The following is a 25,344-nucleotide window of genomic DNA, read 5'->3' as shown; positions in this document are numbered from 1 at the left end:
CCGCTCCCCGCCCCGCTTCCCGCGACGGCCAACAGTCTCTTCGCCCTGGGAAATTTTTTCCACCCGTACCATGTGAATTTAATGATGTCATGATGGTATTAATCTGGTATACATCTCGGCACGACATCCTTCCCGCCTGGGGCTAACGGGCCGCCCCTGTATGACAATAAAACGGTCGGAGGTGTACGTTGCTCAAACCACTGCATGACCAGTTTCATCATATACATCCGATATGGTTATGGCTTGATCCGACCAGCAGGTGTAACTTGTCCTGTCGCCTTTGCTATACAAAGCAAAGTCATGGGAAATTGGACCTTGAGCCGGATGATCTTGAAGCGGTACTGGTGAAACTGGCGACTTCATCGTCGGTTGAGGTCAAGGGAATACACCTGAATTGGCGGGGAGAGCCCTTGATGAACCCGCGGTTTCATGAATTGCTGGCCATGACGCGACGGCTTTTGCCGGACGCCCCACTCCAATGGCATACCAATGGAACCCTGCTGACACCCAAACGGGTTAGCGAAATTCTATCGGTACCCTTTCCCCACACCATTTACGTGTCGCTTGATGGCGGCAACCAGGCGAGCCATGATTTGAACCGGGGGGAGGGCACGTTCCAGAAGACCATCCGGGGCTTGCGCACCCTGCTGGACGCGCGGGGCCGGGACCATGGCCACGTCCGCGTCGGCGTGTACCAGATCGATCTCAACGAACCGCTCGAGGATTATGATCCAGAGTTTCTGGCGTTGGCGGCACGGGTGGACACCCATGTGAAGGTCACGCCCCTGTTGCCGGGTGGCGCCCATCACAAAATCCGGGAACTGGATGACCTGGAAAGTGACGAGGCGCTGCACCGGCGCATGTCGCAGGACATCAATCCGTCCTTGCCCGTGCCCACCGGCGCCTGCTTCTGGGCCGGCCATACCTTGTGCATGGCCCCTGATGGCGAAACGTCGGTCTGCGTCATCAGTCACGGCGCCCAGGGTGTCGTCGGCAACCTGATGACAGAGACGGCGGAGACGGTGGTGGGGCGCGCCGTCGACTTCCGTCGCCGCATGGCGGAGGAGGGGCGCCAGTCCATCCTGCTCTGTGCCGGTTGCCGCAAGCCGAATGGTGAGATCCACGCCAAGCATAAGGCGGCGACGCTGCCCCCGGCGCGGCACCAGGAGGCGTTCCAATACGCCTCAGTCCGTTGAGCGTAGAGTTAAGAACCATTGGGGAAATCAGGGAGATCAATCAATGCAACCGATGTGGGCCATCGGCCTTATGACGGGCACAGTCCTGGACGGGATGATCGATATCGCGTGCATCCGCACGGATGGCGTCCATGTGTACGATTTCGGCCCGTGGAAGCTGGCGCCCTATCCGACGGACCTGCGCGGCCTTCTGGGGGAGGCGGTGGCCCAAGCGCTCACCTGGCGCTTCGAGGGGGCGGAGCCCCCGATTTTCGCTGAGGCGGAGCGGGCCCTGTCCCGCGCCCAGGCCGAGGCGGTGGCCCAGTTCCTGGTCGAGAACGACATGCGGCCGGGAGAGGTGGCGGCCGTCGGCTTCCACGGCCAGACGGTGCTGCACCGCGCGCCGGTGCCCGGCCGCTTCGGCGACACCCGCCAGCTAGGCGACGGTCAGCTGATGGCCGACATCCTGGGCATCGACGTCGTCTATGACTTCCGCACCGCGGACATGCGCGCGGGCGGCCACGGCGCGCCCCTGTCCGCCAGCTACCACGCCGCCTTGCTGAAACGCGTCCACGCCGGGCCTGAGGTCGCGGCCCTGAACCTGGGGGGCGTGGGCAACGTCACCTGGTGGGACGGCAAGGACCATTTCGAGGCCTTCGACACCGGCCCCGCCAACGGCCCCATCAACGACTGGATCATGCGCCACGGGGCCGGGGAGATGGATGTGGACGGCGCCATCGCCCGGCGCGGCCGGGTGGATGAGGCGCGGCTGGCCCGCTTGCTGGACCATCCCTACCTGTCGGCGGCATACCCGAAGTCTTTGGATCGCTACGACTTCACCGCCGATATGGCCGACGGCCTGTCGCTGGAGGATGGCGCCGCCACCCTGACGGCCTTCACGGCGGGTACGGTGGGCCGCTCGCTGGATCTGCTGCCCACCCGGCCGACCAAGCTGATCGTCTGTGGCGGCGGCCGCAAGAACCCGGCCATCATGGCCGCCCTGGGCGAGCGCGCCAAGGTGGAGGCTGTGCCGGCCGAGGCGGTGGATTGGCGCGGCGACGCGGTGGAGGCGGAGTGCTTCGCCTATCTCGCCGCCCGCGTGCTGGCCGGCCTGCCCATCAGCTTCCCCAAGACCACGGGGGTGAAGGCGCCCATGACCGGCGGCATCGTGGCCCGGCACAAGCGCTGAAGACAGGGGCGGACCATGACCGACCTGACCGACCTCCCCGTTTCCACCGTCGCGGATATCGACGCCGCCGCCGCGGCGCTGGAGGCGGAGTTCGCCGGGTTGGACGATTGGTCCGCACGCCTGAAGCACCTGATGGACCTGGGTCGCGCCCTGGACGGCATCCCGCCGGACCAGCGGCGTGACCAGGACCAAGTGACCGGCTGCCAGTCGCAGCTGTGGCTGGTCATCGAGCGGACGCCGGCGGCCCTGCGTATCCGGGCGGATTCCGACGCCTTGATCATGCGGGGCCTGCTGGCCCTGGTGCTGCGGCTGTATGACGGGCGGCCTCCCGCCGCGATCCTGGCCCACAGTCCAGCGGTGCTGGACCGGCTGGCCGTGGGCCGCAATCTGGCGCCCAGCCGTGCCAACGGCGTGCACCTGATCGTGAAGCGTATCCGCGAGGCCGCCGGCGCGGCCTGAGCAATAAGCAAAAATGGAACAGGAGGCCTGGGTGATGTCGACCGTTCCTGATGAGGCGAGTTTCTACCGGCGCCAGGTGGTTCTGCCGGAAATCGGCGTTGCCGGCCAGACCCGGCTTAAGGCCGCGCGCGTGCTGGTCATCGGCGCCGGCGGCCTGGGCTCCCCCCTGCTGATGTACCTGGCGGGGGCGGGGGTGGGCACGCTGGGCGTCGCCGATTTCGATTGTGTTGAGCCGTCCAACCTTCACCGCCAGATCCTGCACGGCGTCGACCGGCTGGATATGCCCAAGGTGCGGAGCGCCACCCTGACGCTGGCCCGCATCAACCCGCATGTGCGGCTGGTGGAGCACGCGGTGCCGGTGAATGCGGAGAACGCGGACGCGCTGGTGGCCCAGTACGACATCGTGGCCGATGGCAGCGACAACTTCGCCACCCGCGACGCGGTGCATGCCGCCTGCCGCCGGGCCGGCATCGTCCTGGTCAGCGCCGCCGTGCAGCTGGCCGATGGTATCTTGACCACCTTCAAGTCCCACCTGGGGGAACAGCACCCCTGCTTCCGTTGTCTCTATCCCGAGGTGCCGGCGGTGGCGCCCAGCTGTTCGGAGATCGGCGTGCTGGGCCCGGCGGTGGGCGTCATGGGCGCGCTGCAGGCCATCGAAGTGATCAAGGAGATCCTGGGCGTGGAGCCCGGCCTGTCCGGCACGCTGGCGATGTACGACGCCTGGAGTTGCGAGGTGACCAAGGTGGAGCTGCCCCGCCGGAAGAATTGTCCCTGCTGCGGGGCGGCCCAGGAAGGAAACGCCGGTCAGCCGCCGGTCACGGGTGGGAACAGGACCACCTCATCCGTCGCCGCCAGCGGGTGCGATTTCTCGACATAGCGACGGTTGACCGTGTAGCGCAGGCTGCCCTGCGCGGTCGCGATTTCAGCCAGGGCAGGATACCGCGACGACAGATAATCGATTAGGTCATTCACCGTTTCGCAGTTCTGCGGCAAGTCTATCTGTTCCGATGCGGTGCCGGTCTTGGCGCGAAGCCAGGAAAAATAAGCGATACGCATGGCTGCCTCCTGTTTTGGATACTATTGCTTATCGGCACGATGATTTCAATCATTTATCGCGTCCGATCAATCTATAAATAATGGCGAGGGAAATATGCTGGGATCACTTGATGGTGTTCGCGTTCTTGACATGACGCGATACATCGCTGGCCCGTTCTGCGGCCAACTGATGGGCGACCTGGGCGCCGACGTCGTGAAGGTGGAGCGCATCGATGGGGGCGAGGATGGCCGCCGGGTGGGCGAGGCCGTTGCCGGGGACACCCTGTTTTTCCTGTCGGCCAACCGTAACAAGCGCGGCTTCGCCGTCGACTTCCGCGATCCCGAGGGCCAGGCGCTGATCCGCCGCCTGGCGGCCAAGGCCGATATTCTGATCGAGAATTTCCGGCCGGGCACGTTGGAGGGCATGGGGCTAGGCTGGGACGTGCTGAGCGCAGCCAATCCCGGCCTGATCCTGGTGCGCGTCACGGGTTTCGGCCAGAAGGGGCCGCTGGCCCAGCACCCTTGCTTCGACGGCGCCGCCCAGGCCATCAGCGGCATCATGAGCATGACCGGCGCCCACGACGGGCCGCCTACCATGTCGGGCGTCTTTGTCTGCGACTACACCACCGCCCTGTATGCCACCATCGGCGCGCTGGCCGCCTTGCGGGCGCGAGAGAAGACGGGGCGCGGCCAGGTGGTGGAGGCCACGTTGATGGACAGCGGCATGGCGCTGATGACCACGGCCATCCCGGAATACCTGCTGAACGGTGCGGAGCCGCCGCGCCTGGGCAACCGTGACCGCTACCTCTCGCCCTCCCATTGCTTCCAGAGCGGCGACGGCGTGTGGATTTACGTCGTCGCCGGGAACGACGCCCATTTTCCGCGCTTCGCCGCCGCCATGGGCATGCCGGGCCTGGCGCAGGACCCGCGTTTCGCGACCTTCGTGGCGCGCAACGCCAATGTCGGCTTGCTGGAAAGCGTCATCAACGAATGGGCGCTGACCCAGGACGGCGAAACCATCCTGGCCCGCCTGCACGAGGCCGAGGTGCCGTGCGAGCGGGTGGCGACCATTGCCGACGTCGTCACCAATCCCCAGGTGGTGGCCCGCCAGCAGATCATCGACGTGCCCCATCCCATCCTGGGCTCCGTTCCCTTCCAGGCGCCGGCCGTGCGCCTGTGGGACACGCCCACCAGCGTGCGCCGGGGGGCGCCTGCCATAGGGGAGCACAGCGGGGATATCCTGAAGGATTGGCTGGGCGCCGACGAAGCGGAGGTCGAGCGGCTGCGCGACCAGGGCACCATCTGAACGGCCGGGGGCCAGGGAAGGGAGGCGGTGATGGACGGAACCGTGACGACCCCATATGACGTCGGTCGCCTGCGCGCCGACTTCCCCATCCTGTCGCTGGAGGTCGACGGCGGGCCTCTGGTCTATCTGGACAATGCCGCCTCGGCGCAGAAGCCCCGCGCCGTCGTCGATCGCATGACCCAGGCCATTTATGCCGAATACGCCAATGTCCACCGCGGTTCCCACACCCTGGCCAACCTGGCGACCGACGGGTTCGAGCGGGCGCGCGAAACCGTGCGCGCCTTCCTGAACGCGGGCTCGGTGGAGGAGATCGTCTTCACCAAGTCGGCGACCGAGGCCATCAACCTGGTGGCCCGCGCCTTTGGCGAGGCCCTCATCCGGCCGGGCGATGAGATCGTGCTGTCGGTCATGGAGCACCATGCCAACATCGTGCCCTGGCATTTCCTGCGGGAGCGGCACGGCGCGGTCCTGAAGTGGGTCGATGTGGAGGAGGACGGCAGCCTGTCGCTGGACGCGGTGGAACGGGCGTTGACCGCGCGGACACGGCTGGTCGCCATCACCCACATGTCCAACGTCCTGGGCACGGTCACCCCCTTGGCCGATATCGTGCGCCTGGCCCACGCCCGGGGCATCCCGGTGCTGGCGGACGGCACGCAGGGGGCGGTGCACCTGGGTGTGGATGTCCGGGCGCTGGACGTTGATTTCTACGTTGTCACCGGCCACAAGCTTTATGGGCCCACGGGCATCGGCGCCCTTTACGGTAAGGCTGAATGGCTGCAACGGTTGCCGCCCGTGTTGGGTGGGGGGGAGATGGTGCGGCGGGTGACGCGTGATGCCATCACCTATGCCGATCCGCCCCACCGGTTCGAGGCCGGCACGCCCCCCATCATCCAGGCCATCGGCTTGGCCGCGGCGCTGGACTATCTGCGCGGCATAGGCTTGCCTGCCGCTGCGACCCATGAGGCTGACCTGCTGGCCCATGCGCAGCGGCGCCTGGCCGCCATCCCGTCATTGCGGCTGGTCGGCACGGCGGCGGGAAAGGGGCCCATTGTGGCCTTCACCTTGGGGAATGCCCACCCGCTGGATGTGGCCACCATCCTGGACGGCTTCGGTGTCGCTGTGCGCGCCGGCACTCATTGTGCCCAGCCCTTGCTCGCGCGTTTCGGTGTCACCGCCACCTGCCGGGCCTCCTTCGCGCTGTACAACACCCGCGCCGAGGTCGACCGGCTGGCGGACGCGTTGCTGGTCGCGCGGGACATGCTGGACTGAAAGGGTCCGCTTCGTCCAGGTGAGTGTAGACCACTTGAGTCCATATGGTGGCGGCTTCGCCCTTCTGGGACGCGGGACTGCTTGAAAACCTGTCGATCTTTGCCGGAATCGTCGGGAAACTGCAGGGAGTCGCTTGACGTGATCTGGTTTATATTGGTATTAATTGCTTCGAGATATGCCGCAAAGTGGTATATCCGGAGTCAAAAAAACAGGGGGGCTTGGAGCATGCGGAACAAACATTGGCGTGCCGCCTTGGCGGCACCGTTGCTTTTCCTGCCGGCGATGGCCGGCGCCGCCTACGCGCAGACCGCCACCACAGGCGGCGGCACCGCGGTTGCGGGCGCCGAGCCAACCGATTCCGGTCTGGAAGAAATCGTGGTGACCGGCACGCGCATTCCACGGCCGGGCCTGACGGCGGCCAGCCCCGTGGCCTCGACCACGTCCGAGGACATCCGCCTGCAGCAGGCGCTGACGGTGCAGGATTTCTCGACCAAGCTGCCGCAGTTGGCGGGCGGCGTGCGCGCCTCCTCACAGGGCAGCGACGCTTTCGGCGCCCAGGTCTTCGACTTGCGCAACTTCGGGCAGAGCCGGTCGCTGGTGCTGATCGACGGCACGCGGGCGACGCCCTTCAGCTTCCGCAATTCCGTCGACGTCGGCAGCATTCCGGTGGCGCTGATCAAGCGGGTGGACGTGCTGACGGGCGGTGCCGCGGCGGTCTACGGCGCCGACGCCGTGGCCGGCGTGGTGAACTTCATCCTGGACCGCGATTTCGAGGGCATCGAGGCCACGGTCACCGACCGCAGCGCCCAGCATGGCGGTTCCGAATATGGCGCTGACCTGACCTTTGGCGGCAACATCAACAATGGTCGCGGCCATGTCGTCGTGGCCCTGAACTACACCAAGCGGGACGAGGTGGATTCCGGGTCGCGCAAATGGGCCCTGACCCCCGGCAGCACCATCCCCAACGTCGGTGGCGTCTTCACCGACGTGGCCAGCGGGCGCAAGTTCGGCTTCGACAGCAGCGGCCAATTCACCACCAGCCCGTCGGCGACCTCGAACATCAGCGCCGAATACCCGCTGATCGAGCCGTTGAACCGTTACAACGCCACCGCGCTCTATCATTACGACCTGTTCGACAATGTCGAACTTTATGGCCGGGCCATGTACACCCGGGCGAAGACGGAAGAGTCGGGCACGCCCGGCCCTAACCCGCCATCCATCGATCAGGTCGTCTCCATCAGCCAGAACAACCCCTTCCTGACGCCGCAGATCGCCAACCAGCTGACCTTCGTCAACGGCACGGCGCAGATGCGCATCACCCGGTCGCTGGCCGAGCTGGGCCTGATCACCTATCACACCGACCGCGAGACGGAGCAGATCCAGACCGGCCTGCGCGGCGACATCACCAAGAACATCAAGTGGGATGCCTACGTGCAGTACGGCCGTTCCACCGAGGATTCACCCATCACCGGTGATGGCCTGGTCACCTCTGCCACCGGCGTGAACAATGTCGCCTCGCTGGCCAACACCATCGACTTCTTCGGGCCCAACCAGTCCAGCGTGAAGCAGTTGGGCACGACCTTCGACGCCTTCCACCGCACCCGTGAACAGCTGATCGGCTCGGGCGTGCTGAGCGGCACGTCGGCCGACCTCTTCTCCCTGCCGGCGGGGCCCGTGGGCTTCTCGCTGGGTTATGAGTACCGCAATGAGACCGGCAACTATACCCAAGACTCCGCCCTGCTGACGGGCAACACCTTCCGCCAGGGCGTGCAGGCCGCTTACAGCGGCAGCTTCGACGTGAAGGAGGTTTACGGCGAACTGCTGGTGCCGGTGCTCAAGGACCTGCCGCTGATCAAGGGCTTCGACGTCGGCGGTGCCTACCGCTATTCCGACTATTCGCTGTGGGGGGTGAATGGCACGCCCAAGGGTGAATTCACCTGGACGGTGGATGACAACATCCGCTTCCGCGGTACCATGCAGCGTGTCATCCGCACGCCGAACTTCAGCGAATATGCGGCGGCCACCTCGTCCCTGCCGTTCAGCAGCCTGGTGACGGTGGCACGCCTGGCGCCGCGCTATGCCGGCGATCCGTGTGTGCTGGGCACCGGCAACGCCGCCCAGTGCGCCCGTTTCGGCGCGCCGGCGGCGGGTTCCACCAACTCCTTCGCGCCGTCCTACCTTGAGGGGCAGTATTACTACGGCGGCAATGCCAACATTCAGCCGGAAACCGGACAGACCAAGACCCTGGGCGCGGTCATCACCCCGACCGTCATCCCCCACCTGAACATCACCGTCGACTACTACCAGTTGAATCTGACGGGGGCGATCGGCGTGATCCAGCCGGTCAACGCCCTGACCAGCTGCTACATCACCAATCCGGTGGCCAACAACCCGCTGTGCAAGCTGGTGTCGCGCAACCCGACCAACGGACATCTGGCGAACGCCTACGTCAACAACCAGAACCTGGGCCTGCTGGACCAGAAGGGTTTCGACATCGGCATGACCTATTTCATCCAGCCGGACTGGCTTCCCGGTGCCGGCCTGCAGTTCGCCTACCAGGCCAACATCGTTTCCAGCTATGGGTTCCAGCCTAACGCCGCCGTGGCCACGCTGGAGTGCGCCGGCACCTATGGCGCCACCTGTTCCAGCGACGGCACCACGCTGGTGCAGCCGGACTACCGCCACAATGCCAGCGTCAGCTGGCTGTTCGATGAGGCCATGATCCGGCTGGCCTGGACGCGCATCGGTTCCGTCCACAACAGCGCGCCTGGGCAAAACGGTACCATCGCGGCCCAGAACTATTTCGACCTGACCGGCTCTTACAAGCTGACCCGGGACATCTCGGTGTCGGGCGGCATCCAGAACATCCTGGATAAGGACCCACCCTTCGTCTCCGGCGGCGTGTTCAACACCTTCCCCGACACCTACAATGTTGAGGGCCGTGTGTTTTCCATCGCGCTGACGTTCCGGCAGTAAGGGGAAGTTGGCGGGCATCGCCATCTGGTGGTGCCCGCCGGCGGTCGCAAATCGAAGTGCTTCCCGCGTCGGGGGGACAAGGTTTTGGGGGTGGTATGAGTGGCGCTTTCTCCGGCTTGGACTGGGCGGTCGTGGGCCTGTATTTCCTGGCGGTCGCTGGCGTGGGTTTCGCGGTCAACCGGCAGGACAGCGGCGACGCCCGCGACTATTTCCTGGCGTCGGGCCAGGTGCCGGCTTGGTTGGCCGCCATCTCGGTGTTGGCCACCACCCAATCCGCCGCCACCTTCCTGGGCGGTCCCGATTTCGGCTATCGCGGCGACTTCACCTATCTCAGCACCTTTCTGGGCGCCTTCCTGGCGGTGGTGATCGTCGCCCACGTCTTCATCCCGCGCTTTTATGCCCACAACGTGACCACGGTGTATGAGCTGCTGGGCCAGCGGTTCGGCCCAACGGCCATGAAGGCGGCGGGCGGCATGTTCCTGGTGGGCCGCATCATCGCCGGCGGCGCCCGCCTCTACCTGGCTGCCATCGCCGTGGCCATGATCATCTTCGGCAACGTCACGGCGGCCAATGTCTCCGTCGCCTCCGCCTTCCTCATCCTGGCCTCCTTCATCTTCGCCTTCCACAAGGGGCTGAAGGCCATCGTCTGGATCGATTTGCTGCAGTTCGTCGTCTATGTCGGCGCCGCCATCGGCATCGCCCTCCTGCTGCTGCAACGCCTGGACATGCCGCTGGACGCCATGATCCAGACCCTGTCGGCCACCCCGGATGGGGCCCAGGGGGGGCACGACAAGTTGCGGCTGTTCGACCTGTCGACCAAGCTGTCCGCGCCCTTCAGCCTGGCGGCGTCGCTGACCGGCATCGTGTTGCTGTTCATCGGCAATTATGCGCTGGACCAAGACACGACGCAGCGGTTGTTGGCCTGCCGTGACGCCCGCACCAGTGCCAGGGGCCTGTACCTGTCCATCGCCGCCGCGATCCCCATCGTCTGGCTGTTCATCGCCATCGGCAGCCTGCTCTACCTGTTCTACCGGGGCCCGGCCGCCGCTGGCGCCGGTCCCGCCCGCGCCTTCCAGGGCGAGGACATCACCGTCCTCATGCACTTCATCCTGACGGAGGCGCCGGCGGGCGTCCGCGGCATGATGGCCATCGGCGTCATCGCCACGGCGGTGGGCACCACCATGTCGGCCCTGAACGCCATGTCGTCGGTACTGATCCAGGATTTCTACCGCCCCTGGCACGCGGCCCGGCGCCAGGCCCGTGAGGACCATTACGTCACGGCCGGCCGCATCGGCATGGCGGCGGTCAGCGCCGCCACCCTGGCCATGGCCATAGGCTCGTACTATTGGCAGCACTACACCCAGGCGCCCCTGCTGGACTTCGTGCTGTCGGTCATGAACTTCGCCTATGCCGGCCTGCTGGGTGTCTATTTCACCGCCCTGTTCACCAAGCGGGGCTCCAGCGCCTCGGTCATGGTGGCGCTGGCCGGCGGCTTTGCCGTCGTGCTGGCCTTGCAGCCGGCCGTGGCGCGGGCCCTGTCCCTGCCGGCGCCGCTGCAGACCCTCGCCTTTCCCTGGCAGCTGTGCGTGGGAACGCTGGCCGCCTTCGCCCTCTGCGCCTGCGGGCGCGCCGTCCGCCAGACGGATGGCGCCGCCCGGCACGCGCGCCTTCAGGAGATTTGAATGTCCACCGAAACCTACGGTCGACGCTTCGTTGAGATCGCCGAATGGCCGACCAAGGTCGCGCTGGAGGCGATGCTGGAGGGGCAGCTTGCCGCCGTTTCCTCCGTCTACGGCCAGTTGGACCGCATCGCCGCCGCCAGCGAGGAGGCGGCCGGGCGGCTGCGCGACGGCGGACGCATCGTCTATATGGGGGCCGGCACCTCCGGCCGCATCGCCGTGCAGGATGGCGTGGAACTGACGCCCACCTACAGCTGGCCGGCCGAGCGCCTGGTGTTCGTCCTGGCCGGCGGAACCCTGGCGGTGACGGAAAGCGTGGAAGGGGCCGAGGATGATGAAGCCGATGCGCGCCGCCAGATCACGGCGGCGGCCCTGGGCCCCAACGATGTCGCCGTCGGCGTGGCCGCCAGCGGCCGCACACCTTTTACCGTGGCGGGCATCGGGGCCGCGCGTGCCGCCGGCGCGCTGACCATTGGCATCGCCAACAATCCCGGCAGCCCGCTGTTGGAAATTTCCGATTACGCCATCCTGGCGGAAACGGGCAGCGAACCGATCGCCGGTTCCACCCGCATGAAGGCGGGTACCGCGCAGAAGGTGGTCCTTAACCTTCTGTCCACAACAATAATGCTAAGATTAGGCTTGGTCTATCGTGGCCTGATGGTGGATATGCGCGTTTCCAACGAGAAGCTGGCGCGCCGTGCCTGCGGTATCGTACAGGAATTAACCGGCGTATCCGAAGTACAGGCAGACGACGCGTTGCGGGTTTCCGACTATAACATCCGCAAGGCGGTCCTTGTCGCTTCGGGCCGGGCCCCGGCGGAGGCCGACACACTTTTGTCGCTTTACCCCAAGGACCTGAAGTCCGCCCTGGCCCACGGTCCTGCCTGACGGCTGATTCACCATTTTTGAAGTGTGACGACGATGCGAGACAAACTGGTTCCCAAGCCCGGCGACAGCACCCCCATCTATTTGCAGCTCGCGCGGAAACTGCGGGAACAGATCGCGTCAGGCGGCATCGATCCCGGCAACGCCCTTCCGTCGGAACGCAATCTCAGCGATCTGACCGGCATGTCGCGGGTTACCATCCGCAAGGCCATCGACAAGCTGATCGAGGAAGGGCTGCTGTTTCGCAAGCACGGCTCGGGCACCTTCGTGGCGCCGCGGATAGAGGCCCCGTCCTTCCTCAGCGGCTTCAGCGACGATGCCCGTCGCCGGGGTGACAAGCCTGGCGTTATCTGGATGATGAAGGCCTACGCCAGCCCCACGGAGGATGAGGCGGCGATGCTGGAGATTCCCGTGGTGACGAAGGTCGCGCGGCTCAGCCGTATCCGGCTGTCGGATGGGGAGCCGCTGGCCATCGAGCATGCGGTGGTCCCGGCGCGTTTCCTGCCGGCGCTTGAGGAACTGGGCGACTCCCTCTACGAGACACTGGGCGGCTATGGGTATCGCCCGGTGAAGGGGCAGCAACGTATCCGCGCCTCGCTCGCCACCCCGACGGAGGCCGGGATTTTTTCCGTCAAGGAGAACGCGGAAGTGCTGCGTATCGAGCGTATCACCCGTTTGGCCGATGGTACGCCGGTGGAGTTCACCCGCTCCGCCTATCGTGGCGACCGGTATGAGTTCGTGAGCGAGCTGCGCTGCGAATGATGATCATCCCCCAGGCTTCGCCATCAGCGGCGCCATTGTGCGGCTCGGCGGATCCTCTGGCCTCGGGGGATGAACCGGCGCGATCAAATGCCCGGCTTGCTATCCAATAGGATCGGATAATTGCTGTCCCGATCGGCGTCGCGGCGCTTCTCGAAGGCTTTGGAAACGGGCTTAAACCGATGCGGCGCACCTTGGCCTGGTGGCCGAAGACCGGGCCTTATGCAGCCTGCTGGCCGGTGCTGGACAAGCGTATACTCTCTTTCATCGTGATCCGGTCGGCTGGGCGACGGCCCTATACTTAAGGGTATATTTCTGGCCGACGGCCCATCGAAATTCTTCCTCTGATTGTAATGGATTGAGGTTGGGGCCAACATTTAAGATGTGTGCGGCCGCTTTCCGGATGGAAGGCAAAAATCCAATAGGAATTGTCATTTGGTGGATGATAAGGGCATTAGAATAATTTTATTCTATTAAGAATTCTCTTCACGCAATTAAAGGATGGCGGCTGATAATTTTCATGCCCCTCTGGAATTGGCGCCGATCCTTGGCATCGTTTAATTGACAGCGAAAATTATCTCCCGCAGAACGAGTGCTGAGCTACCCCCTTTTGGGTAGACGGGCGGTTGGCTTTGGCGTTGGTACGGGCGTGCGGGGAAAAGGTCCGGGGGCGAAGGTGGGGCGGCACGTTGGCGCTTTTGGGGTGCCATGGTCTCACGCCCCTACCTGTGCCCGATCCCCCGCCCGCGCACTGGGTTTTGGGGAACGATCATGAAGCGTGAGAAGTCCACGACGGCGTTGCTGGCCGGCTCTTCCCTGTTGGCCCTGGGTGCGGCGCTGGCGGTTCCGCCGCCGGCCCGCGCGGATGACGTCACGATCTCAAGCTCTACCAGCGGCCCGCTGACCTGGAGCGGCGGCGACTACACCATCACCAGTAGCGGTACCGTCACCACGGCCGGAACCGCCGCTGCCGTGGTGGGCACGGCTGCGGGTTTGGGCACGCTGTACAACTTCGGCCACATCGTCGGCGGCGGCGGACCAGGTCTTTCCATCACCAACGGCGCCCTGGCGATCACCATCGGCAGCAACGCCCTGATTTCCAGCAGCACGACCAATATCGGCGCCGTCGCCTTGAGCGGCACCGTGGGGGTGTTCAGCAACAGCGGCACGCTGATCAGCGGCACGATTATGGGGGGTTCCGCGCACAACGACGGGCTGCACAACGACGGCAGCATCGGGACCCTGACCAACAGTGGGCTGATCTCAAGCACGGCCAAGGGGCTGGGCAACCAATCCACCATCGGGCTTCTGATCAACGATGTGGGCGCCACCATCCGGGGGGGCACCGCCGCCGGGCTGCAAAACGACACATATCTGGGCACCCTAGCCAACGCGGGCGTGATCAGCTCCGGTTCCGCAGGCGTTTCCAATCAGGGAACCATGGTGCTGCTGACCAACAGCGGCAGCATCAGCGGGAACATTACGGGTGTGCTTGTCAATGGCACGCTGGACACGCTGATCAACAGCGGCGCCATCCAAGGCGCCAGTGCCGCCATTGCCAACCATGGCACGCTGGGCACGTTGGTCAACAGCGGCAACGTCACCGGCACCAGCGCGGCCATTGCCAACAATGGCACCATCGCGTTGCTGGCCAACACCACGACGGGAACGATCACCGGCATCGCCGGTGGTGGCCCCGCGATAAGCAATACCGGTGTCATCAACACCATCGTCAACAGTACCGGCGGGCAGATCCTGGGTTTCAATGGCGCCGCCATCAACAATATCGGCACGATCGACCAGCTGAACAATGCCGGTACCATCAGCGACTACGTGACCGCCATCCGTAACAACGGCGGCTTCATCAACGTCCTGACCAACAGCGGATCCATCGCCGCCACCACTGCCGCCATTATTGGCGGCAGCATCGGGACACTGACCAACACCGGTCTGATCAACGCGGGCATCGCGTTCGACGCCAGTATCGCGACCTTGGTCAACAGCGGCACCGTTGCCGGCGACATCGTCAACGAATCCAATGTCGCGCTTACCATCGTCGGGGGCACCGGCACCACGGTGGGCACGTTGAAGGGGGCGATCGGGGGCGGGCCGGGCAATCCGGTGGTGAACTTCAACAGTATAGGAACGATCCACAGCACCTTCAGCAACCTCGTGTTCGCTGGCGGCAACTTGGTTCTGAACGACAGTGTTGACGCCACCGGGCACACGGTGTTGAACACCGGCGCGTCATTGTCGGTCGCCAGCACCATCGCGGTGACCGGTGATTACAGCCAGAGCGCGGGCACCCTGGTCATCGACAGCAACGGCCAGATGGCGGTGACAGGCGCCGCCACGCTGAACGGCAGCGTCACCGCCGCCCTGGGGGAAGCCGGCAACTACCTCGCAGGGGCCGTCGACACCCTGCTGAGCGCCTCAACAATCACTGGTGGGGCCACCTACGGCGTCGCCACCGTCACCGGTCTGACGGCCAGCGCCGTGGGCAGTGGCAACAACCTGCTGCTGACCATCGGCAACGACTATGTCGGCGGCACGCTGGGCAGCCTGGGCAACAGCGGCACCATCAGCGGGGTGCAATATGGGCTGTATGTGTCCAGCGTCGGCAGCCTGGGCACCTTCGTCAACAGCGGCCTCCTGAGCGGAGGCAACTCCGGCGGCGGCGTCTATGTCACGGGCATTATCGACACGCTGGTGAACGATACGGTGGGCGCCATCACGGGGTCGTCCAATGGCGTGCACATCGAGGCATCCGGCACCATCGGGACCCTGACGAACAGCGGCTCGCTATCCGCCGGCTTCGGTGGCGCGGTGGCCAACCTGGGGTCCATCGGCCTGCTGGCCAACACCGGCACGGGAACGATCACCGGCGGCAGCGCCGTGCAGAACCTTTCCGGCGGCACCATCGGGACGTTGAGCAACAGCGGCCTCATCGGCAGCAGCTATTTCGCCGTGCGCAATTACGGCAGCATCGGCCTGCTGAACAACAGCGGCACCGTCCAGGGCCGAAACGTCGCCTTCCTTTTGGATAATGGGGCCGCCGTCGGCACGCTGGTCAACAGCGGTGTCATGCTGGGCACATCCGGCAGCGGCAGTTCCGCCGTGTATCTCGCCGGCAGCGTCGGTACGCTGATCAACAGCGGCCTGATCCAGGCGGACAAGGCGCTGAACGACTTTGGCATGCTGGGGGGCTTGACCAACAGCGGCACCATCGCCGGCAGCATCTTCTTGGGCGGTGGCACCGTCGTGACCGTCATGGGCGGCACCGGCGCCACGGTGGGAACGCTGACGGGACACGACCTGACCAGCCAAGGCCACCTGACCAGCAGCAACGACCTGGTGTTCGCCGGCGGCAATCTGCTGCTGAACGACGCGGTCGACATCACCGGCAATACCCTGGCCAATACGGGCGCCAGCCTGACGCTGACCAGCATCGTCAGCGTCACCGGCGCCTACAACCAGGGCGCCTCGGGCACCTTGAGCGTGGGCACGGCCGGCGAGCTGGTGGTCAGCGATGCCGCCACCGTCTCGGGCACGGTTCTGACTGGCCTGTCCGCGGGCGCGAACTATACCATGGGCGGCCGTACCCTGGTGGCGGGCGGTGCCGGGTCTAGCTACACCGCTGCGTTGGGCGATGCGGTCACCGGCCTGGCGGCCAGCGCCGTGGGCAGTGGCAACAACCTGCTGCTAACCATCAGCAACGACTATGTCGGCGGCACGCTGGGCAGCCTGGGCAACAGCGGCACCATCAGCGGGGTGCAATATGGGCTGTATGTGTCCAGCGTCGGCAGCCTGGGCACCTTCGTCAACAGCGGCCTCCTGAGCGGAGGCAACTCCGGCGGCGGCGTCTATGTCACGGGGGTCATCGACACGCTGGTGAACGATACGGTGGGCGCCATCACGGGGTCGTCCAATGGCGTGCACATCGAGGCATCCGGCACCATCGGGACCCTGACGAACAGCGGATCGCTGTCCGCCGGCTTCGGCGGCGCGGTGGCCAACCTCGGCACCATCGGTCTGTTGGCCAACACCGGCACGGGAACGATCACCGGCGGCAGCGCCGTGCAGGACCTTTCCGGCGGCACCATCGGGACGTTGAGCAACAGCGGCCTCATCGGCAGCAGCTTTTTCGCCGTGCGCAATTACGGCAGCATCGGCCTGCTGGACAACAGCGGCACCGTCCAGGGCCGAAACGTCGCCTTTCTTTTGGATAATGGGGCCGCCGTCGGCACGCTGGTCAACAGCGGTGTCATGCTGGGCACATCCGGCAGCGGTAGTTCCGCCGTGTATATCGCCGGCAGCGTCGGTACGCTGATCAACAGCGGCCTGATCCAGGCGGACAAGGCGCTGAACGACTTTGGCATGCTGGGGGGCTTGACCAACAGCGGCACCATCGCCGGCAGCATCTTCTTGGGCGGTGGCACCGTCGTGACCGTCATGGGCGGCGCCGGCGCCACGGTGGGGACGCTGACGGGACACGACCTGACCAGCCAAGGCCACCTGACCAGCAGCAACGACCTGGTGTTCGCCGGCGGCAATCTGCTGCTGAACGACACGGTCGACATCACCGGCAATACCCTGGCCAACATGGGCGCCAGCCTGACGCTGACCAGCATCGTCACCGTCACGGGCAATTACAGCCAGAGCGCCGGCACGCTGCAATTGGCCGGCGGCGCGAACCTGTCGGTCACGGGCGCGGCACTCCTGTCCGGTGGCACGGTTCTGGGGTCCTTGTCGGCCACGGGCAATTACCTGGCCGGCCAGCCCGAGGCCACCCTGGTCGCAGGTGGCGGCGGCTCCACCTACACCGGCGTCGCCGTCTCCGCCGGGTCCATCGCCGGCCTTGCGCTGGCTGGTTCCACCAGCGGCACCAACCTGGTGATCGAAAGCACCAATGACTATGTCGGCGCGCTGCTGGCCACCGCCGGCAACGGCAGTGCCATCACGGCGCCGACGGCCCTGTATGTAAGCTCCACCGGTACCCTGGGAACTTTCACCAACAGCGGTGCGCTGGCGGGTGGGGGGAACGCCACGGGGTACGGCGTCTTCGATGCCGGCACTATCGGCACCCTGGTCAATAGCGGGACCATCCAGGGGGGCGCCGCCGCGCTGGTCATCGGGGCGTCCGCCCAGTTTGGCACGCTGGTCAACAGCGGAGTCATCGCCGGCGATATCGCCAACAACGCCGCGCGTGACCTCACCATCCTGGGAGGAACCAGCGGCACCGTGGGCACCCTGGCCGGTCTATCCGGCAGGGGCACCATTGCCAGCACCCTGGCCAACGTGGTGTTCGCCGGTGGCGGCCTGTTGCTGGACGATGCCATCAACGTCGGCAGCCACACGGTGGTCAGCAACGGCGCCACCCTGGCGATCGGCACCCTGGTCAGCATCACCGGCAACTATCGCCAGTCGGGCGGAACGTTGACCCTTAACGATCCGCGCGTCAGCACGCTGTCGATCTCCGGCGCGGCCACCATCACCAACCACGCCAACATCCGCGTGGTGCTGGACCCCACGTCCAATTTCACGCTGGGCCAGAAGCTGACGCTGGTTCAGGGCGGGTTGGGGTCGGATTATTCCAGCGGCGGGGGCTTTTCCTGGACGCCGGTGGGCCTGACCCAGGGCGCCGCCCTGTCGACCGCCATCCTCACCTGGGCGACGCCGACCTTCGATGAAGAGGTCGACCTGGCGCTGGTCAGCAACAACGATTATGTCGGCACCGTCCTGTCGTCCATCGGCAATACCGGCAGCATCGGCTTCAACACCGGCGTCTATGTCAACACGCTGGGCAACCTGGGCACGCTCAGCAACACCGGCACCATCGGCGCCACGATGGGCATCGTCAACCTGGGCACTATCGGGACGATCCAGAACGACGGCACCATCACCAGCGCCAGCACGGCGGTGGGCGGCACCGGCGCCTATGGCATCCTGTCCAACAGCGGCACGATCACCGGCGGCATTCTGGCCGTGTCCGTGGCGAACCGCATGGACGCGCTGGTGAACAGGGGCCTGCTGACGGCGGGGGCAACGGCCGTGGGCGTGGTTCAGGTCGACGGGACCCTGGGCACCCTGTCCAACAGCGGCCGCTTGCTTTCCAGCGCCGGCACCCAGCTGGCGGTCCACATCACCGGCACGGGCAGCCTGGGCACGCTGGTCAACAGCGGCACCATCGCCGGCGACATCAGCAATGAAAGCGCCCACGCCCTGGTTATCCAGGGCGGTGCGGGCACCGTGGTCGGTACCTTCTCCGGCTTTGGCGGCACCATCGGCACCATCACCAGCACGGGCGCCAATGTCACCCTGGCATCGGGCAATCTGCTGCTGAACGACAGGGTCGACGTTACCGGGCACACGCTGGTCAACAGTGCCGCCATGGTCCAGCTCAACAGCATCGTCACCGTCACCGGAAATTACAGCCAGAGCGATGGCGGCCTGCTGCTCACCCCGGGCAGCGGCCGGCTGGTGGTGACCGGCGCGGCCAGCCTGACCGGCGGCTCCATCGTCGCCAGCCTGTCCAGCACCGGCAACTATCTTGTGGGCGCCATCGTCGGCACCCTGGTGACGGGCAACGCCAATTCCGACTTCAGCGGCGTCCAGGCGCAGACGGGGGGTCTCAACCTGGCCCTGCAGACGGGCACGGTGGCTGGCGGCGGCACTATCAGCCTGCGGGCCACGGCCATCAGCGACTATGTCGGCGGTACCCTCGCCACGCTCACCAACTCGGGCAGCCTGGGCAGCGGTGTTCCGATCTATGTTGCGACCAGCGGCCGCGTCGGCACCGTCATCAACAGCGGCACGCTGACCGGCGGCAACCCGCTGGACAACGAAGGCGTCATCGATACGCTGCTCAATGCGGCGCCGGGCACCATTGCCGGCAATTTCCTGGGTCTGTCCAATCACGGCAGCATCGGCAACCTGAACAATTTCGGGCTCATCAGTTCCACGAGCCTGCCCGCCCTGACGAATTATGGCAGCATCGGCAATCTCAACAATTCGGGCACGATCCAGCACGGAATCAGCAGCAGCGGCACCATCAGCTTCCTCAACAATGGCGTCCTGATCCAGGGCGGGATCAGCGATAGCGGCAGCATCGGCACACTGGACAACAGCGGCACTATTACCGACGGCGTGCAGGTCAATGGCACGCTGGCCCTGCTGACCAACACGGGACACCTGTCCGGCGGCTCCACCGCCCTGTCCATCGGCAGCGGCGGCACGCTGGGCACCTTGGTCAACAGCGGCACGGTGCAGGGCAATATCGTCAATGCCGGCAGCCGGCCACTGACCATCATCGGCGGCACCAACACCGGCCTGTCGGGCTTGCTGACGGGCGGCACGCTCACCAACGTGGGCACCATCACCAACACCGCAGCCAACCTGGTGTTCGCCGGCGGCTTCCTGTCGTTGAATGACAATATCAATGTCGGCAGCCAGACGGTGGTCAACAGCGGCGCCGACCTGACCTTGGGAACGCAGATCGCGATCACCGGCAACTACAGCCAGTCGGGGGGCGAGCTGGTCGTGACGCAGGGCGCCGGCCTGCTGTCGGTCAGCGGTGTCGCCAGCGTCAGCGGCGGCAATGTGGTGATTCTGCTGGACGACCGTGGCAACTATCTCGTCAACACCATCGTTGGCACCGCGGTACAGGGCGGCGTGGGGTCCGACTACACCGGCGCCACCGTCGCCTCCACCATCGGCAACCTGGTCCTGGCGGGCACCACGGCGACCATCGGCGGCAATGTCGACCTGCTGCTGAACCCGCTCAGCGATTATGTCGGCGGCACCCTGGCCACGCTGAACAACACCGGCACCGTCAGCGGCGTGACCATACCCCTGCTGGTCGCCAGCAGCGGCAGCGTCGGCACGCTGACCAACAGCGCCCTGCTGTCGGGCCGGCTCTACGGCGTTCTGAACCAGGGCACCATCGGCCAGTTCGATAACGCCGGCACCGCCACCGGCAGCATCGGCCTGTACAATTTGGGCAGCATCGGCACGCTGCTGAACACGGGTGCCCTGGTGGACGCCCCGGCGCCGCTGGCGGGCGGGGTGAACAACGGCGGCACCATCGCCACCCTGGACAACCAGGGCATCATCAGCGGCGTTCCCTACGGCATCTACAACTCCCGCACCATCGGCACGTTGGCCAACAGCGGCACGATCAGCGGCCGCACCGCCCTGTTCAACCGCGGCACCGGCACCCTGGGCACCATCAGCAACAGCGGGCTGATCGCGGGCAACATCGTCAATCTTGCGACACAGGATCTGGTCTTCACCGGGGGGACGGGCGGCACCGTCGGCACCTTGACGGGCACCACCCAGGGCACCTTGGGCACCCTCAGCAACACGCTGGGCAACGTGGTGTTCGTCTCCGGCGCCCTGGCCCTGAACGACGTTGTCACCGTGACCGGCCACACCCTGGTGAACAGCGGCGCGGCCCTGACCCTGGGCACGGTCATCGGCGTTACCGGCGCCTTCAGTCAAAGTGCCGGCACCCTGGTGCTGGGCGCTGGCGCCCAGTTGGCGGTGAGCGGTGTCGCCAGTATCAGCGGCGGTACCGTCCTGGCCCGCCTGTCCGACACCGGCATCTATCTCGCCGGCGGCGGCGCCACGCTGGTGTCGGGCACGGCCGGCTCCGGCTATACCGGCGCCACTGTCCTTACTACCGGCGCCGCCGGCCTGGCCACCGCCGGCACCGTCAGCGGCACCAACCTGGTTTTGGACTTCGCCAACGATTATGTCGGCGCCGGCATCGGCACCTTGGCCAACACCATCAGCGTCAGCGGCGTCACCCATGCCCTGCATGTGGCGGCGGGGGGCAGCATCGGCACCCTGCTCAACAGCGGCACGCTCAGCGGCAGTGCCGCCGCCCTCTACATCGCCGGCACCGTGGGCTTGGTGGCCAACAGCGGCCTGATCCAGGGCGATATCGCCAATGCCGGCGGCACGTTGACCATTACCGGCGGCGGCTTCGGCACCGTGGGCACCCTGACCGGTCAGCCTTCCGGTCCCGGTTTGGCGCAGGGTACCATCATCACCAGCGCGGACCTGGTGTTCGCGTCGGGCAACCTGCTGCTGAACGACAGCATCAACGCCGGATCCAACACGGTGCTGAACGCCGGTGCCAGTCTGGCGCTGCCCAACACCGTGACCATCGCCGGCAGCTATCGCCAGACGGACGGCACCCTGGCGCTGAACGCCGGCACCAGCGCGCTGACCGTCAGCGGCGCGGCCAGCATCGTCGGCGGCACGGTCCAGGGCAGCCTGGACGCCGGCGGCAACTACACGGTGGGGTCCGCTTCCTACACCCTGGTGCAGGGCGGCGCCGGGTCCAGCTATGCCGGCGCGACAGTCACCAGCGGCGTGACGGGCCTGATTGGCGGCGGCGCCACCGCGGGCCAGAACCTGCTGATGACCATCGCCAACGACTATGTCGGCGGCACGCTGGCCAGCCTCAGCAACAGCGGCACGATCAGCGTGGCCACCGGCATATTCGTGGCCGGTACGGGCAGCGTCGGCACCCTTTCCAACGACGGCACGCTCAACGGTACCTGGGGCGTCAAGAACCTGGGCGGCATGGGTACGCTGCTCAACACCGCGCTGATCAGCGTGGTCGGCACCGGCATCACCAACCTTGGCAGCATCGGCCTGCTATCCAACAGCGGCACGCTGCTGGCCGATGGCACCAACGGCATCGTCAACATTGGCAGCATCGGCACCCTGGCCAACAGTGGCCGCCTGATCAACACGCAGATCAACGCCGGGTCCGGTACGGCGGCGGCCGTGCTGAACCAGAGCACCATCGGCGTGCTGTCCAACAGCGGCCTGATCAGCGGGCCCGTCGCCCTGGAAAACAGAGGCACCATTGGCCTGGTGGTCAACAGCGGCACCATCGCCGGCGATATCCGGAATGATGGCGCCACCACCCTGACCATCAGGGGCGGCGGCGCTGGCACGGTGGGTACCCTTACAGGCTATGCCGGCGTCGGCACCCTGACCAGCACCGGCGCGGACGTGGTGCTCGGGGGTGGCAATCTGCTGCTGAACGACCAGGTGGATGTCGGCACCGGCACCCTGGTCAACAGTGGCGCCTCGGTCCAAATCGACACCCTGATCAGCGTGACAGGCAATTACAGCCAGGCCGCGGGCACGCTGGCCGTTGCCTACGGCGGCGGCCAGTTGGCGGTGAGCGGCGCCGCCAGCCTTACCGGCGGCACGGTGGTGTTGTCCGGTCTTTCCAGCATCGCCAACATCATGGCGGGCGCCGGCGCCACCGTGGTGGCCGGCAGTGCCGGCTCCACCTTCACTGGTCTTTCTTACGCCTCGGGCCTCACCGGCCTGGAGGTGACGGGCAGCGTCGGTGGCGACAGCCTCTATCTGGTCACGCTCAACGACTACATTGGTGGCGCCGAAGGAACCTTGCTCAACAGCGGCAGCCTCATCGCGGGCAACGCCGTGTACGTGGCCGCCACCGGCAGTGTCGGCACCTTGTCCAACACCGGCACGGTGCAGGGCAGCGTCGTGGCGGTCAACAACCTCGGCACCATCGGCACCCTGGTGAACGCGGGGCTGCTCGCCGGTGCCACCGCTGTTTACAACGCGGTCGGTGCCACCCTTGGCACGCTGGCCAACAGCGGTACCATCAGCGGCAACATCGTGAACCTGTCGGCGCGTGACCTGGTGCTGACAGGTGGCAACGCCGCCGCCGGCACGCTGGCGGGGGGCAGCATCAGCAACACCGTGTCCAACCTGGTGTTCGCCGACGGGCAGGTGCTGTTGGCTGACGCCATCGACGTCGGCAGCCACACCGTGGTGAACAGCGGCGCCACGCTGCGTCTTGATACCGTGGTCGGCATCGCCGGGGCTTATTCCCAGGCGGCAGGGACCCTGGCCCTGGGAACGCTCGGGGAACTGGCGGTCAGCGGCGCCGCCAGCATCAGCGGCGGCCTGGTCCAGGTCAGTCTGTCCAGCGCCGTCAACTACCTGGCCAACAGCCTGACAACGCTGGTGGCCGGCGGCGCCGGCTCAAACTATGTCGGCGCCACCATCACGGCGGCGGGCACCATCGATGGCCTGGGCCTGGCCACCACCATCCTGGGTGACAACCTGGTGCTGGCCATCGCCAACGATTACATCGGCGGCACCCTCGCGACCCTCACCAACAGCGGCCTGCTGACGGCCCGCACGGCAGTGTACATCGCCAGCGGTGGCAGCCTGGGCACGCTGGCCAACAGCGGCGTCATCCAGGGCAACATCGTCAACGCCTCGGTCAACCCGCTCACCATCGTCGGTGGCGCGGGCACCCTGGCCGGAACGCTGATCGGGGCGGGCGGCAGCATCGGCACCCTCTCCAGCGCGGGGGCCGACGTCGTCTTCGCGGGCGGTACCACCCGTCTGGACGACGGGATCAATGTCGCCAGCGGCACTGTCCTGAACATCGGTGGCGGCACCCTGCGGGTGGGTACGCTCATCACCATTGCCGGCAACTATAACCAGGGCACCCTTGGCAACGGCGGTACGCTCAGCATTGGCGCCGGTGGCGGGCTGGTCGTCACTGGTGCCGCCAACGTCACCGCCGGCGGCGTCCAGGTCGGCGGCTACAGCGTCACCGGCAACTACCTGATGGGCAGCTTCTCCACCCTGATCAGTGGCGGGATGGGCTCCAGCTACACGGCGACCCTGGTGGGCGCCGGGATCACCGGTCTTGACCTGGGCGGCAGCGTCATCGGCAACGCCCTGGTGGCCACCGTCGGCAACGACTATATCGGCGGCACCTTGGCCACGCTGACCAACACCGGCAGCATCGGCGGGGGTTCGGCCGTTTATGTGACGGCCAGTGGCAGCCTCGGCACCCTGGGCAATACCGGGACCCTGGCCGGTGCCATCGCCGGCGTGGCCAACGCCGGCGTCATTGGCACCCTGGTCAACAGCGGGTTGCTGACCGGCGGGCAAACGGCGCTGGTCAATAGCGGTAGCCTGGGGCTGGTCGCCAACAGCGGCATCATCGCCGGCGGCATCACCAATCTCAGCAGCCAGGGCCTGACCCTGGCTGGTGGTGCTGGGGGCATCGTCGGCACCTTCACGGGGCTGTCGGGCGCGGTGGGCACGATCAGCAGCACGCTGGGCAACGTGACCCTGGCGTCCGGCACCCTGCTGCTGAACGACATGGTCAACGTGGGCACCGCCGGCGGCGTGCTGTCCAATGCCGGCGCCTCGGTGCGGCTGGAAACCCTGATCAGCGTGACCGGCGCCTATAGCCAGTCGGCCGGCACCCTGGTCTTGGCCAGCGGCGCGCAACTGGCGGTCAGCGGGGCGGCCAGCATCACGGGTGGCACGGTGGTGACCACCCTGTCCAGCGCGGCCAACTACATCGCGGGCCAGGCGGGGGCCACGCTGGTGGCTGGCGGCGTCGGGTCGAACTACACCGGCATCAGCGTTTCCGCCGGCACCATCTTCGGCTTGGCCGTGGGCGGCACCACCAGCGGCACCAACCTGGTGGTCATGGCGCAGAACGATTACGTCGGCGGCAGCTTGGCCAGCCTGGGCAACACCGGCAGCATCGGCGGCGTGCTGTACGCGGCCTATGTCACCTTTGGC

12 protein-coding genes are annotated in these 25,344 nt (G+C 66.2%); 11 read left to right on the top strand and 1 reads right to left on the bottom strand.

Going from position 1 to position 25,344, the window contains the following annotated elements; translation table 11 throughout:
- Nucleotides 1–188 precede the first annotated feature (188 nt).
- The 4 genes from FBZ90_RS26900 to FBZ90_RS26885 are packed head-to-tail and all read left to right on the top strand — an operon-like array spanning nucleotide 189 to nucleotide 3,700.
- A complete protein-coding gene (locus tag FBZ90_RS26900) occupies nucleotides 189–1,196 on the top strand; it encodes a radical SAM protein (protein ID WP_145736663.1) in 1,008 nt (335 codons plus the stop codon).
- A 43-nt stretch (nucleotides 1,197–1,239) separates the two neighbouring features.
- Nucleotides 1,240–2,364 carry an anhydro-N-acetylmuramic acid kinase gene (locus FBZ90_RS26895; protein ID WP_145736661.1) on the top strand — a complete coding sequence of 375 codons (1,125 nt, stop codon included), beginning with the start codon at nucleotides 1,240–1,242 and terminating at the stop codon, nucleotides 2,362–2,364.
- 15 nt (nucleotides 2,365–2,379) lie between these two features.
- Nucleotides 2,380–2,823, top strand: a complete 444-nt coding sequence (locus FBZ90_RS26890) for a SufE family protein (RefSeq protein WP_145736659.1) — start codon at nucleotides 2,380–2,382, stop codon at nucleotides 2,821–2,823.
- 34 nt (nucleotides 2,824–2,857) lie between these two features.
- The gene (locus tag FBZ90_RS26885) at nucleotides 2,858–3,700 is read left to right on the top strand and encodes a HesA/MoeB/ThiF family protein (protein ID WP_145736657.1); all 843 of its coding nucleotides are present in this window, start codon (nucleotides 2,858–2,860) and stop codon (nucleotides 3,698–3,700) included.
- Here FBZ90_RS26885 and moaD read toward each other — a convergent pair.
- Complete coding sequence (gene moaD / locus FBZ90_RS26880) at nucleotides 3,628–3,879, bottom strand: molybdopterin converting factor subunit 1 (RefSeq protein ID WP_145736655.1); 252 nt, start codon at nucleotides 3,877–3,879, stop codon at nucleotides 3,628–3,630. The two genes, FBZ90_RS26885 and moaD, sit on opposite strands and share 73 nt — an antisense overlap.
- Nucleotides 3,880–4,009: 130 nt before the next feature.
- On the opposite strand from moaD, the gene FBZ90_RS26875 reads away from it, so the two are divergent.
- From FBZ90_RS26875 to FBZ90_RS26845, 7 genes are all read left to right on the top strand, one after another.
- Nucleotides 4,010–5,164 (top strand): CaiB/BaiF CoA transferase family protein, encoded by a 1,155-nt coding sequence (locus tag FBZ90_RS26875; protein WP_186456070.1) that lies wholly within the window; start codon nucleotides 4,010–4,012, stop codon nucleotides 5,162–5,164.
- A 42-nt stretch (nucleotides 5,165–5,206) separates the two neighbouring features.
- Nucleotides 5,207–6,433 (top strand): cysteine desulfurase, encoded by a 1,227-nt coding sequence (locus FBZ90_RS26870; protein WP_338121762.1) that lies wholly within the window; start codon nucleotides 5,207–5,209, stop codon nucleotides 6,431–6,433.
- A gap of 225 nt (nucleotides 6,434–6,658) precedes the next feature.
- A complete protein-coding gene (locus FBZ90_RS26865; protein WP_145736649.1) occupies nucleotides 6,659–9,409 on the top strand; it encodes a TonB-dependent receptor plug domain-containing protein in 2,751 nt (916 codons plus the stop codon).
- Between the two features lie 95 nt (nucleotides 9,410–9,504).
- Nucleotides 9,505–11,091: a sodium:solute symporter family transporter gene (locus FBZ90_RS26860; RefSeq protein WP_145736647.1), complete on the top strand. Its 1,587-nt coding sequence runs from the start codon at nucleotides 9,505–9,507 to the stop codon at nucleotides 11,089–11,091.
- Complete coding sequence (locus tag FBZ90_RS26855) at nucleotides 11,092–11,976, top strand: N-acetylmuramic acid 6-phosphate etherase (protein ID WP_145736645.1); 885 nt, start codon at nucleotides 11,092–11,094, stop codon at nucleotides 11,974–11,976.
- Nucleotides 11,977–12,009: 33 nt separating this feature from the next.
- Entirely contained in the window at nucleotides 12,010–12,735 is a 726-nt protein-coding gene (locus FBZ90_RS28745) for a GntR family transcriptional regulator (protein ID WP_145736643.1), read from the top strand.
- A gap of 768 nt (nucleotides 12,736–13,503) precedes the next feature.
- Nucleotides 13,504–25,344 (top strand): beta strand repeat-containing protein (locus FBZ90_RS26845; RefSeq protein ID WP_145736641.1); only part of this gene is annotated, 11,841 nt, incomplete at its 3' end.

This window comes from Nitrospirillum pindoramense, assembly GCF_007827955.1.
Taxonomy (GTDB): domain Bacteria; phylum Pseudomonadota; class Alphaproteobacteria; order Azospirillales; family Azospirillaceae; genus Nitrospirillum; species Nitrospirillum amazonense_B.
The sequence above is the reverse complement of the archived record's forward strand: the minus strand, read 5'-3'. Positions and strand labels throughout refer to the sequence as shown.

Bases quoted from the DNA above. Each gene is read 5' to 3' on its own strand.
- FBZ90_RS26895 (WP_145736661.1), top strand. From the start codon at position 1,240: ATGCAACCGATGTGGGCCATCGGCCTTATGACGGGCACAGTCCTGGAC.
- FBZ90_RS26890 (WP_145736659.1), top strand. From the start codon at position 2,380: ATGACCGACCTGACCGACCTCCCCGTTTCCACCGTCGCGGATATCGAC.
- FBZ90_RS26885 (WP_145736657.1), top strand. From the start codon at position 2,858: ATGTCGACCGTTCCTGATGAGGCGAGTTTCTACCGGCGCCAGGTGGTT.
- moaD (WP_145736655.1), bottom strand. From the start codon at position 3,879: ATGCGTATCGCTTATTTTTCCTGGCTTCGCGCCAAGACCGGCACCGCA.
- FBZ90_RS26875 (WP_186456070.1), top strand. From the start codon at position 4,010: ATGACGCGATACATCGCTGGCCCGTTCTGCGGCCAACTGATGGGCGAC.
- FBZ90_RS26865 (WP_145736649.1), top strand. From the start codon at position 6,659: ATGCGGAACAAACATTGGCGTGCCGCCTTGGCGGCACCGTTGCTTTTC.
- FBZ90_RS26860 (WP_145736647.1), top strand. From the start codon at position 9,505: ATGAGTGGCGCTTTCTCCGGCTTGGACTGGGCGGTCGTGGGCCTGTAT.
- FBZ90_RS26855 (WP_145736645.1), top strand. From the start codon at position 11,092: ATGTCCACCGAAACCTACGGTCGACGCTTCGTTGAGATCGCCGAATGG.
- FBZ90_RS28745 (WP_145736643.1), top strand. From the start codon at position 12,010: ATGCGAGACAAACTGGTTCCCAAGCCCGGCGACAGCACCCCCATCTAT.